Raw genomic sequence first — 12495 nt, forward strand, 5'->3', positions numbered from 1 at the left:
CTCTTTAACCTCCTATGGCGAAACAGCATGGATAATTTGATACTAGCCTATCATTTTTATCAAACCCAACTGTCCACATTTCACCACCTGTTTTACCAAACCATAACATCTTTTTACACAACCCTGCTTTGTCTTCACCCAACATTTCTGAGCCCCAAGCTAAATACTCATTGCATTGTGATGTCTTGATTGGTTCGCACAACATAGAAACAGTCTTTGTTAAACTATCCCTTCGGGAAAGTTTATTATACTGACTGTGTATGTGATTATCGAAGTATATAAGATACATAATCTAACCCAAAAAAAAGACCAAAACAACTTTAACCCTCATTCGCTATCCCCTCGGTATTGCAAAGCTTCCGCAATATGTTCCGAAATCACATGCTCAGAACCTGCCAAATCGGCAATCGTTCGTGCCACTTTTAAAGTCCGATGATAACTGCGTGCTGATAAACCAAAACGATTGAGTGCTGTGGTTAATAGTTCTGCACCCTGTGCATCAGGCTTGGCATGTTCTTCCAAAGCTGTGGGCAATAACCGCGCATTCACCACTTCACCTTGTCTTGCATATTGAATGGCTCGTGCTTTGAGTACACGCGCTTTCACTTCCACCGATGATTCGCCAGCCTGCATTTGCGTAAGCTCTTCATGATCCACAGGTGGCACATGAATACGAATATCAAAGCGGTCTAACAATGGTCCTGAAATACGACCTACATAGCGAGACACTTGCGTTTGTGAACATCGACAAGCTTTGGTCGGGTGACCCAAATAACCACAAGGGCATGGGTTCATCGCACCAATCAACTGAAATTCAGCAGGAAATGTTAACGTATCAGCAGCTCGTGCAATGCTTACAGTACCACTTTCCAAAGGTTGACGTAGCACTTCCAACACGGATCGTTTAAATTCAGCAAGTTCATCAAGAAATAAAATTCCATGTAAACAACGACTTACCTCCCCTGGCTTGGGAATCTGACCACCTCCAATCATAGCCACATCCGATGCTGAATGATGGGGCGACCTAAATGGTGGTATAGATGACATGGGTGGGCGAGCTTCACCTGCAATACTATATACTCGCGCTACAGCTAAACGCTGCTCATCGGTCAATTCAGGAAGAATACTAGGTAAACGTGATGCCAACATACTTTTACCTGAACCCGGAGGGCCACTCATAAGAAGGTGGTGACCGCCAGCGGCAACAATTTCCAAAGCACGGCGCGCCTGTTGTTGCCCGCGTACATCCTTGAGGTCTAAAGCTTGTTCATCATAATGCTCTACGGGTTGGACAGGTTTAAAACGTTGTAACAACCGTTTACCTTGAATGTGAGCTGCCACTTCCAGCAAGTTACTCGCCGCAATCACTTCAATACCTTGCACCACAGCTGCTTCTTCCACATTAGCGAGTGGTACAATCATGGTTTTAAAACCTTGGCTTTGCGCAAACATGGTGAGCGGTAATACGCCTGCAACAGGGTTTAGGCGACCATCCAATGCAAGCTCGCCCACCATAAAAGGCAGCCTGCTTTCATTTTCCACACGAATTTGACCCGATGCCATCAGTAAACCCACAGCCACGGGCAAATCAAAATGTGAACCGTCTTTACGCTTGTCCGCAGGGGCTAAGTTTACGGTTATGTGTCTTAATGGGAATTCAAAATTAGAATTGAGAAGAGCAGCGCGAACTCTATCTCTGGCCTCACGAACCGCTGCATCAGGCAGCCCCACCAAACTCCACGAAGGCATACCCCGTGATAAATCCACCTCAACATCAACAGCTTCCGCTTCAAGCCCACGAAGTGATGCACTAGCCAATCTTGCTAACATAAACTATTTGTTTTTCAGTAGTTCTTCTAGCTTGGCAATACGCTCTTCCATCTTTTGCAAATCTTCGCGCGCTTTTTTGAGCATGGCTTCTTGTACTTCCATACGCTCGTGGGTGACCACATCAAAGTGTGCCAATGCGCCTTCAACAATGTTTTGAATTTGGGCTTCTGCACCCATTTTTACGCCACCAAGCATTTTGATGCCTGCTGCAATTTTTTCTGAAATATCATCTAATGTTTTGCTATCTACTGCCATGCCTTACTCCTTACTTCCCCAACGAATATTTGTGCCATCATCTACATTTAAATGATCCATAATTCTGTCCACCATAAAATCCACCAAATCATCAATCGTTTTCGGCTCATGATAAAAACCTGGCATGGCAGGAATAATGCGAACACCCATTTTGGATAGGTTATACATATGACCCAAATGAATCTCCGATAACGGTGTTTCACGTGGCACAAGCACCAAATTCTTACGCTCTTTAAGCATCACATCGGTTGCCCGCTCAATCAAATTACTCGATGCGCCCGTGGCAATACGCGCCAACGACCCCATAGAACAGGGTACAACCACCATATCCTGCATATCCGCAGAACCCGATGCTACAGGTGACATCCAATCTTTATTACCCCAACAGGTTAAATACTTGGCATCCACACCCACAAAATCAGCGATTTCTTGTGCCATATCATCAAGGTTAGCGGTCAGTTTAAAATTCGATTCTTTATCCAACACCACACGCGCCGCATCGGAAATGAGTAGGTGTAATACAATCTCTTGTTTGGCGAGTCGCGCAATCAAACGCAGCGCATAAGGTGCGCCCGATGCACCAGTCATGGCAATAATAATGGGGCTATGTTTTTGTTTACGCATGATTTACCCCTTACAAACTAAAACTTTCGCCAAAATATAAACGGCGTGCATCTTCATTGTTTACAATCTCTTCTGCTGAACCTTTGACCAAGATTTCACCCGCTGTCATCAAATAGGCTCTATCACAAATACTCAATGTTTCGCGCACATTGTGGTCAGTAATCAAAATACCATAACCTTTATCACGCAAATCACTAATAATACCCTGAATATCTTCCACAGCAATCGGGTCAACACCTGCAAATGGCTCATCAAGCAGAACAAACTTGGGTTTAGTCACCAAACAACGGGCAATTTCAGTGCGCCGCCGTTGCCCACCCGATAAGGTATATGCCTTTTGCTCTTGCACACTCTCTAAACCAAAGTCAGCAAGTAATGCATCCAATTCTTCATGCATTTGTTCCACAGGCATGTCCAAAGTTTCAAAAATCGCTAACAAATTCTCACGTACCGTAAGTTTACGAAACACACTGGCTTCTTGCGGCAAATAGCCAATGCCTTTGCGTGCCCTTTTGTACATCGGCATATTCACTAACGATTCACCATCTAAGGTCACATCACCACCGTCAGCTTCAACAAGCCCACACACCATATAAAAACTTGTGGTTTTACCCGCACCATTGGCACCCAACAAGCCCACACATTCCCCTGAAAACACCTCAATACTCACGTCATGAACCACAGTTTTATGCCCATATACCTTTTTCAGGTTTTGCGCAGATAAATGCGATTTATTCATCACTTGGCTTCTTCTCCAAAGGTAAACTGCACTTGTTTCCCTGACTTACCTTTGAGCACTTTAATGTTTTCTGTTGCCGTATGATATTCAATAACCTCACCTTCAAGCACACTATTCTCATCTTTGACTTGCGCATGCCCTGTCAAAACCAAAAGCTCTGAACCAGCCTCAAAAGTGGCTCTGTCAGCACTGCCTTGTTTTACCTTAGTTGTGATCATCACATGCCCTGTAGCATCCAAAGATTTCAGTTCATTTTTACCATCTATTTCTTGGTACCACACCTTCACTTTATCCGCTTTCATGACCATATCATGCCTATGCACAACAACATGCCCATAAAAATCAGCGCGTTTATCTTCTTGAAACAGCTCAAATCGATCTGCATCTACTGTCATGGTTTCTGCATAAGCTATGGGTGAAAAATGAAGCAATGCAAAACACAAACCAAAAAATAACAGCCGATTCTTCATTGTTTTTCCTCAATTTCCATATGCACGCCACCTTGAACAGAAACCCTACCCTTCTCTTGCCATACATGCATGTTTTTACCCGTAATCATCATGCCTTCTTTTTTCATCACAAATGCATCAGGAATATATAACACATTTTTTTTCTGATAAAAATAAAGCGTTTCACTTTGTAGGTTCCATCCAAGGAATAATACCAACACGCTACCCTTAAGGTGAACCGTACCCCTTTTTTTATCATAATCACCTGTGTCCCCTTCAATGGGAATCACCTGCCGAGAAGCTGTATATAAATAAATCAACGGCTGCACTAAAAGCAGCATATTTCCCTTTTCTACTGCACTTTTTGCCTGCAAACGCCAGTTTAAACTATCCCCTTGGTATGCTTTAATGTCTGGGTTGGTCACACGGCTTCCCGCTTGAATCGCAGCCACATCCAACACTTCTTGTATGCTATGTTTTGCTGTCAGCATAAAATATGCAGCCAGCATCGTACTACCGACACTTAAACCCACAAAAGTCCATTTTAGCCACGTTAACACGACTGTTACCAGCCGCAATCCTGTGGGGTAACACCATACGCCTGCTCTAAAATATGCTCCCAGCCACCGTTGGCTAAAATCAAACCTTCACATAGTTGACGCACCGCACCATGTCCCCCAGCATATTCAGAGACCCATGTTGCATGTTTGAGTACACCCACAAAAGCATTGGATGGTGCGCTTTGTAAGCGGCATTGGCGCATGGCTGGCAAATCAATCACATCATCACCCATATAAGCACAATCTTGCGGTAAAATACCCGCCTGCTCACACAAGTCTTTCAAACCATCCGCTTTACGCAAACTACCTTGTATCAAATACTTAATACCCAAGTCTGCAGCCCTATGTGCAACCACTTTGGATTTTCGCCCTGTTAGAATGGCAACCTCAATACCTGCTCGCTGCAACATTTTAATGCCATGCCCGTCGCGTACATTAAAATTCTTAATTTCATCCCCGTTATCCGTCATGGTAACATGCCCTTCCGTCAGCACACCATCCACATCCAACACCAACATTTTAATGCCTTTGGCAACGTCTAAAGGGAAACTTTGATATGAATTCATGCAATACCTGCCTGTAATAAATCGTGAAGATGCACCACACCCACCAACTCATCATTTTTGTTGGTTACAAACAATACTGTCACTTTCTTTTCTTCCATCAAACGCACAGCTTCACTGGCCAAATGCGTTTCTTCAATCGTATGTGGCGATGGGTGCATCACTGAAACAACAGGTGTGGTCATGTCCAACTGCCCATCCTGTTGTAAAATTCGCCTTAAATCACCATCGGTTAAGCAACCTTCTAACTTCTTAGGTTCACCAATTCCAGTAATGCCTAAACGGTAACTACTCATGGTATAAATCGCATCAGAAAGGTGAGCCTGAGGCGAAACCATGGGTATTTTATCACCCACTTGCATCACATCAGCTACCGTCATTAAACGGCGACCAAGGCTTCCAGCAGGGTGAACGCGTGCAAAATCTTCAGGCTGAATACCACGATGTTTAAGGACAACCACAGCAAGCGCATCACCCAAGGCTAGAGTCGCAGTCGTGGACGCTGTAGGTGCTAAATTCATCGGACAAGCCTCTTCTGTGACGGGGATATGCAATAAAAATTCTGCATGTTGTGCCAAGGTAGAGGTTTTACCACCTGTCATCGCAATGATTGGCGCACCCAATCGTTTAATGGTTGGCAACAAACCACAGACTTCATCCGTCTCACCACTGTGTGACAATGCCAACACAGCATCATCACTGGTAATCATACCTAAATCACCATGCTGTGCTTCTGCAGCATGCACAAAAAAAGCAGGTGTACCTGTGGACGCAAAAGTTGCCGCAATTTTACGCGCAATAATACCTGACTTGCCCATGCCTATAATGACAAGTTTACCCTTAAGCTGTAAAATTAGTGATGCTGCTTTCACAAAATCAATATTCAAAGCTGACTTTTGCATTTCCAAAGCGGCTATTTCTATATCAAGTACCTTTTCAGCTTGAGCAACCCATATTTGTTGGTGTTGAATATCATTGGTCATGATTTATCCCCATGCATTTAATTGGCTTTGCACAGCCATGATTTGCATCATTTCTTTCGCTTTTAAGCGAAATGCTGTGATTTCTGTTTTAGGAACTGGTTTTGCAGCTTTGTGTTTCACCCGTAAAGGATTAACCGCTCTACCTCTTGATCTAAATTCAAAATGAAGATGTGGGCCAGTCGCTAAGCCACTCATGCCCACATAACCAATAATTTGCCCTTGTTTAACAAAGCTACCTTTTCTTATCCCTTTAGCATAGCGACGCATATGTGCATAAGCAGTAGAATGAATACCATTGGTATGTCTTATTTCTATAAAGCGTCCATAACCACCTTTCCAACCTTTATAAACCACTTTACCATCTCCGATGGCACGGATGGGGGTTCCTGCTTTGGCAGCATAATCAACCCCACGATGGGCTCGTGTATATCCTAAAATAGGATGTTTACGGGATACTGAAAAACGAGATGAAATTCGCGAATAACGAACTGGAGATTTTAAATATGTTTTGCGAAGGTTTCTTCCTTCGGCATCATAATACTCGATATTACCTTTTTTATCTTTATAACGTATAGCTGTGTAAACATGACCTCTATTGATGAACTCTGCCGATAAAATGGTATAATCAACGCGTCTACCTTCATCATCAAAAGATTCTTCATACAACACTTTAAAAGCATCGCCTTTGCGTAGATCCCTTACAAAATCAATATCCCAAGCAAAAATATTCACCAATTGAATCGTTAAAGCATCTTCTAAACCCGCCTTACCCGCATCGTAAAACAAACTATCTTGGATGACACCTTCCACCATATTTGTTCGAGTAAATAAAGGGCGTTGCACCATTTCCGCTCGCCATGTTTTACCTGGTTCAGCTGTTAAAACCAAACGTTCTTTGGCATCAATTTGATATGTGATTTCAATAGATTGATCACTTACCTTTTTCTGAAACTTATGACCAATATGTACATTTTTTAAATTATAAACGGGTGCAGCAGCATGGATGATATTAGCTGCTTCGGATGCAGGAAGTCCTAACCTTGCCAAGACTAAACCTGCCGTATCACCGCTTTTAACCGCCTCTGTTCTTCCAACATCATGAACAGCTTGAATGGATGGTAAAATCCACTCATTGTGTGCCACAGGTGTATCATCACGCCCTGCATTACCTTGTATTGATGTTATAAACATTACAAATATCAAAAAAAGTATTGCTGTTAATAAAAAGCCGTGTTTCCCCCACCTTTTTATAAAAGAAGTCATAAACACTTGGTTATTGGTAACCTCTCAGGCTTTTTATAATCCTATCTAACTCTTGTTTGTGCGCAAAAGCAATTTTAACTTCACCAGAACCATCTTTCTTCCGCGTTAAACTTACTGTTAAACCCAAGTTTCGTTTCAACTCTTCACTCAGTGCCTGAATATCAGCATCAATTTCATTTTTAGCAGGCTTGGATGCATTGGCCTTTCTTGCCTCCTTTTCCATCTGCCTTGCGCTCCAACCTTTTTCAACGCATGTTTTTGCCAGTGTAATTGCATCCACCGCAGCAAGACCAACCAATGGTCTAGCATGCCCCATATTAAGTTTTCGTTCCTCTAACATAACTTGTACTGCTTCTGGCAGCTGCAAAAGGCGAATCAAATTACTTACCTGAACCCGCGAAACACCGATACTTTCGGCAACCTGTTGTTGTGTATAATTAAACTCTTCCATCAACCTTCTGTACGCACGTGCTGACTCTACTGCTGTTAAATCATCACGCTGTTCATTCTCAACAATGGCAAGTTCTAACGCCTGTAAATCATCAACCTCTCGAACCACAGCAGGAATTTCATGCAACTTTGCCATTTGCGAAGCACGCCAGCGTCGCTCCCCTGCAATTAACTCATAACCATCGCCCTGTGGACGAATCAAAATTGGCATCAAAACACCATCGCGTTTAATCGAATTTGCGAGTGCTTGTAACTCATCTTTATCAAAATTAGAACGTGGCTGATACTTATTTGGTTTGATTTTGGATATTGATATTAATGTTGCCTGCGCCAAAACCTCTGGTGTTGGTTTATCACCCAACAATGCATTCAAACCTCTTCCCAAAGCTTGTCTCTTCTTTTGTGGTGTTTTCATAGCTTTCCCTACCCTTCTCTATTACGCATTAAACAGCAATTGATTCGCGCTGCATCATTTCTTGTGCAACTTGAAAATATGCCTGTGCGCCCTTTGAGCGTAAGTCATGATACATCACAGGTAAACCATAACTCGGTGCTTCCGACAAACGCACATTTCTCGGAACGACTGCTTCATAAACCTGAGCACCGAAATACTCACGCACATCCTTTTCAACCTGGCTTGATAAATTATTCCTTCTATCCACCATCGTTAACAGAATACCTTCAATTTCTAAATGTTCATTTAGATTTGCCCGCACACGACGAATAGTATCCATAAGCTGACTCAAACCTTCCATGGCATAAAACTCAGTCTGCAAGGTCACTAGCACGCGATCAGAAGCTGTAAGCGCATTGATGGTCAGCATATTTAATGCTGGTGGACAGTCTATAATCACATAATCAAATGGCTCACCTTCATAATTTCGCAAGCAGGTTTTTAAAATTTCTTCTCTCGCGTTTAAGTTTACCAATTCAACTTCAGAGCCCGATAAATCAATTGTCGCAGGAACCAAATACAAACCCTCACAATCTGTTTCTATAATTGCTTCTTTAAGGTCTTCCCCGTGACTTAGCAGCTCATACATACCTACTTTTACGTTATCCTTATCCACCCCCAACCCCGATGTTGTATTGCCTTGAGGGTCCAAATCCAAGACCAAAACACGCTTATCAAATGCTGATAGCGACGCTGCTAAATTAATACTTGTGGTGGTTTTCCCTACTCCCCCTTTCTGGTTTGCAATTGAAAACACGGGTCCTAAATTTTTATGTTTCACGTGAAACACCTCCAACACCTTCTTTTCCACCTTTAATGTAACAAGCTATTCTTTGCATATCTTTAGGTCGATAATCCTCATGTAAACACCAACCATCAACGACAGGTAAAACCGCTTCATCTGGAACTGGCAACACAGCTTTGCCACCATCAATGATATGTTTATCACACATTCGCAATAAAAGACGAACCTCAGAAACAGCTCTTGCTACACATACTGTCGCTTTCAACGGATCTAAATCATTAATATCTGCATCATAAGCAACCGCATTTAACTTCAATTTCCGTATAACATGACGTATAAACTCTGTTCGTTTTTTTCTTCGCTCAACCAAAACACCGTGAATATTTTCATTATGTATTAAAAGAGGTATTCCAGGTACACCCATACCACTACCAATATCTAAAACTACATCCTTATCATCAATCCATTTCGATAAAGCAACAGAGGGTTTGATAAAAGTTTGATAAAACAAACCTGAATCTTTAATCGAAGTGAGATTTAAAACCTTACGAAACTTCATCACTTCATCACAATACAGTTGTTGTTTAGCATCAGCCATTACAACTCCCCTTTGAGCTGTGACCTAGACTTCAACCATATCAACATACAACTAATCGCCGCTGGTGTAACACCTGATATTTGCGATGCTTGCGCTAAGGTTTGAGGAAGACTTGAAGATAACTTTTGACGAACTTCAGTACTCAAACCTAAAACATCCGCATAGTTAATATCTGATGGTATTAGGATTTTTTCTAAATTCTTAAATTTATCAACCTCAAGTTGTTGTTTATCCAAATACCCATCGTAATGCAATAAAGCTCGTACTGACACTTCATCTCTAGCATTCAACTCACCTAGCTCCAGCAAGGGTAAGACTTTACTCACTTCAACATCTGCACGGTGACAATACGATGCAATAGGCATACCCTGCTTGGGTACAGGTAATGATAGGTCATGAAGTTTCTTAATCCATACCTTGCCTGAACCAACAGTAATATTTTTTATCGCCTCTTTAGCTTTTTTATAAACTTTAGACCTTTGTTCATAACAGGAAACCCAAGGTTCTTTAAGTAAACCAAGTTTTAATGCATGACCTGATAAACGCATATCTGCATTATCTTCACGCAATTGTAGACGAAATTCAGCTCTAGACGTGAACATACGATAAGGCTCACTCACTCCCTTATGAACCAAATCATCAACCATCACACCAATGTATGACTCTGAACGCGTTGGTACCCAAACCTCCAACCCCAGTGCTTTAGAGGCAGCGTTAATACCAGCCAATAAACCTTGTGCTCCAGCTTCTTCATAACCCGTTGTTCCATTAATTTGCCCAGCATGAAACAAACCAGAAACCTTTTTACACTCCAGTGTTAATCTAAGCTCAGTAGGATCAACATAATCATATTCAATTGCATAACCAGGGCGAATAATATTAACGTTCTCCAACCCCTTGATAGAGCGTAAAAACCTCCATTGAACATCAATCGGTAATGATGTTGAAATACCATTGGGATAAACCTCAGCATGATCATTACCTTCAGGTTCTAAAAATATTTGGTGACTTGATTTGTCAGCAAAACGCACAACCTTATCTTCAATACTTGGGCAATAACGCGGCCCTTTACTTTCAATCTGCCCAGAAAACATTGGTGAACGTTCTAAGTTATCTCTAATAATATCATGTGTCTTTTCATTGGTTCGTGCAATAGCACAATTTTCTTGTACTTGCGTGACCTGCTGATGTAAAATAGAAAAAGGAATAGCCGAGGTATCTCCAGGTTGCTGCTCCAAACTACTCCAATCAATTGTTCTTTTATCCAACCTAGGAGGAGTTCCTGTTTTAAGGCGACCCACACGAAACTCTTTCTGATAAAGCTCCTGTGTAAGATAATCAATTGAGGCATCCCCCAAACGACCCGCTGGAAACCGTTTATCTCCAATATGAATCAAACCACCAAGGAAAGTCCCTGTCGTTAAAATTACTGTAGGTGCAAAATGAGCCACACCAAAATTATCAACGACACCTTGAATCGCACCTTGATCAAACAGTAGATTATTAATACTACCTTGGTACAAATGCAGCCCATCTTGTTCATCCAATAATTTACGCATAGCAATATGGTACAAACGTCTATCACACTGTGCTCTTGTAGCCTGAACAGCAGGTCCTTTGCGTTGGTTAAGTATCCTATATTGAAGCGCTGCTTTATCGGCAACAAGCCCCATAACCCCACCCAAGGCATCAATTTCTTTAACCAAATGCCCTTTGCCCACACCACCAATAGCAGGGTTACATGACATCTTAGCTATTGTATCAAGATTTTGTGTAATGAGTCGAACTTTAGCACCACGGCGTGCTGCAGCCATTGCAGCCTCACAACCTGCATGCCCTGCACCAATTACTAAAACATCAACTTCACCATCTGGGTGTTTCACGTGAAACATATTTTGATTATTCGACATGATGAAATCATATGAAATAAGAAGGAACTTTCTATAAAATAATTTAAGAATGATAAAAAATACAATATTTAGACACAAAAACCGAAATAAACAAGTATAGGGAGTGCTACCATAAAAAACAAAAAAAAAGGGTGGCTTAAGAAGCCACCCTTTTTAACATCTTTTCTGATTAGATTAGGATTTACGTTTTTCCAATATATCATGAATGATAGGAGAGAAAATTAACTCCATAGCTAACAACATCTTACTCGATGGAACAACCAATGTATTACGGCGAGACATGAATGAGTTGTTTAACATAGATAACAAGTATGGAAAATCGATACCCCAACGCTCAGGTTTACGAATACGAATCACCATCAAACTTTCATCTGGTGTTGGCACATCACGCGCAATAAATGGGTTGGATGTGTCTACCAAAGGTACACGTTGGAAGTTAATATCGGTGTGGCTAAATTGCGGAGTGATGAAGTGAACATAGTCATGCATACGAGACAATATATTATCTACAACAGCTTCAGATGAATACCCACGCATAGCAGTATCACGATGAATCTTTTGAATCCACTCAATATTTACCACAGGCACAATACCAACCATTAAATCGGCATAAGGACGAACTTCTTCTACACCACCATGTAAACCTTCATAAAAAAGTAAATCAGAACCTTCGCCAATGTCACGCCAATCAGTAAATTTACCAGACTCTACGCCATAGATTTTAGCTTCTTCGTCATCATGAACGTAAGTACGAACCTTACCTCTACCTGTTTCCCCATAAGATTTAAAAAGCTCAGCAATTTTATCGAACAAGTTTGCTTCATCAGAAAAATGACTCAAACGTTTACCAGCTGCTTCAAATTCTTTGGCTTTTTCTTTAAAGGTTACGCGATCAAACTTATGAAAACAATCACCTTCAACAATAGCTGGTGTCACATTTTCCCTATGAAAGATATGCTCAAGTGCTACTTTTGCAGTACTTGTTCCCGCACCAGATGAACCAGTTACAGAAATTACAGGATGTTTAACGGACATAGATACTCCCTACTCTTTTTAAAAAACTTTAATGTTA

The 12495-nt window shown here is 41.6% G+C and carries 14 protein-coding genes; all 14 read right to left on the reverse strand.

Annotated features, from left to right (window positions below; genetic code table 11):
• Window positions 1–327: 327 nt before the first annotated feature.
• On the reverse strand, window positions 328–1830 hold the full coding sequence (locus DM09_RS01860) for a YifB family Mg chelatase-like AAA ATPase (RefSeq protein ID WP_038247129.1): 1503 nt from the start codon (window positions 1828–1830) through the stop codon (window positions 328–330).
• 3 nt (window positions 1831–1833) lie between these two features.
• A complete protein-coding gene (locus tag DM09_RS01865) occupies window positions 1834–2085 on the reverse strand; it encodes an accessory factor UbiK family protein (RefSeq protein ID WP_038247131.1) in 252 nt (83 codons plus the stop codon).
• 3 nt (window positions 2086–2088) lie between these two features.
• Complete coding sequence (locus tag DM09_RS01870; RefSeq protein ID WP_038247133.1) at window positions 2089–2709, reverse strand: flavin prenyltransferase UbiX; 621 nt, start codon at window positions 2707–2709, stop codon at window positions 2089–2091.
• A gap of 10 nt (window positions 2710–2719) precedes the next feature.
• The gene (gene lptB, locus DM09_RS01875) at window positions 2720–3448 is read right to left on the reverse strand and encodes an LPS export ABC transporter ATP-binding protein (protein WP_038247135.1); all 729 of its coding nucleotides are present in this window, start codon (window positions 3446–3448) and stop codon (window positions 2720–2722) included.
• Window positions 3448–3918, reverse strand: a complete 471-nt coding sequence (gene lptA, locus DM09_RS01880) for a lipopolysaccharide transport periplasmic protein LptA (protein ID WP_038247137.1) — start codon at window positions 3916–3918, stop codon at window positions 3448–3450. Before lptA ends, lptB begins: the two co-directional genes overlap by 1 nt.
• Entirely contained in the window at window positions 3915–4457 is a 543-nt protein-coding gene (locus DM09_RS01885; RefSeq protein WP_038247139.1) for an LptA/OstA family protein, read from the reverse strand. Before DM09_RS01885 ends, lptA begins: the two co-directional genes overlap by 4 nt.
• A 5-nt stretch (window positions 4458–4462) precedes the next feature.
• Window positions 4463–5023: a KdsC family phosphatase gene (locus DM09_RS01890; RefSeq protein ID WP_038247141.1), complete on the reverse strand. Its 561-nt coding sequence runs from the start codon at window positions 5021–5023 to the stop codon at window positions 4463–4465.
• Entirely contained in the window at window positions 5020–6003 is a 984-nt protein-coding gene (locus DM09_RS01895) for a KpsF/GutQ family sugar-phosphate isomerase (protein ID WP_038247143.1), read from the reverse strand. The genes DM09_RS01890 and DM09_RS01895 overlap by 4 nt, the downstream gene beginning before the upstream one ends.
• A 3-nt stretch (window positions 6004–6006) precedes the next feature.
• Window positions 6007–7194: a M23 family metallopeptidase gene (locus tag DM09_RS01900; RefSeq protein ID WP_081881060.1), complete on the reverse strand. Its 1188-nt coding sequence runs from the start codon at window positions 7192–7194 to the stop codon at window positions 6007–6009.
• Window positions 7195–7276: 82 nt separating this feature from the next.
• Window positions 7277–8131 (reverse strand): ParB/RepB/Spo0J family partition protein, encoded by an 855-nt coding sequence (locus DM09_RS01905; protein WP_038247145.1) that lies wholly within the window; start codon window positions 8129–8131, stop codon window positions 7277–7279.
• Window positions 8132–8159: 28 nt separating this feature from the next.
• Entirely contained in the window at window positions 8160–8951 is a 792-nt protein-coding gene (locus DM09_RS01910; RefSeq protein WP_038247147.1) for a ParA family protein, read from the reverse strand.
• Window positions 8941–9513, reverse strand: coding sequence for a 16S rRNA (guanine(527)-N(7))-methyltransferase RsmG (locus tag DM09_RS01915; RefSeq protein ID WP_038247150.1), 573 nt, complete (start codon window positions 9511–9513; stop codon window positions 8941–8943). Before DM09_RS01915 ends, DM09_RS01910 begins: the two co-directional genes overlap by 11 nt.
• Window positions 9513–11405 carry a tRNA uridine-5-carboxymethylaminomethyl(34) synthesis enzyme MnmG gene (mnmG, locus tag DM09_RS01920; RefSeq protein ID WP_038247440.1) on the reverse strand — a complete coding sequence of 631 codons (1893 nt, stop codon included), beginning with the start codon at window positions 11403–11405 and terminating at the stop codon, window positions 9513–9515. The genes DM09_RS01915 and mnmG overlap by 1 nt, the downstream gene beginning before the upstream one ends.
• A 192-nt stretch (window positions 11406–11597) precedes the next feature.
• On the reverse strand, window positions 11598–12458 hold the full coding sequence (locus tag DM09_RS01925) for a phosphoribulokinase (protein ID WP_038247152.1): 861 nt from the start codon (window positions 12456–12458) through the stop codon (window positions 11598–11600).
• Window positions 12459–12495: the final 37 nt, after the last annotated feature.

Origin of the sequence: Ghiorsea bivora, assembly GCF_000744415.1 — a bacterium.
GTDB lineage: Bacteria > Pseudomonadota > Zetaproteobacteria > Mariprofundales > Mariprofundaceae > Ghiorsea > Ghiorsea bivora.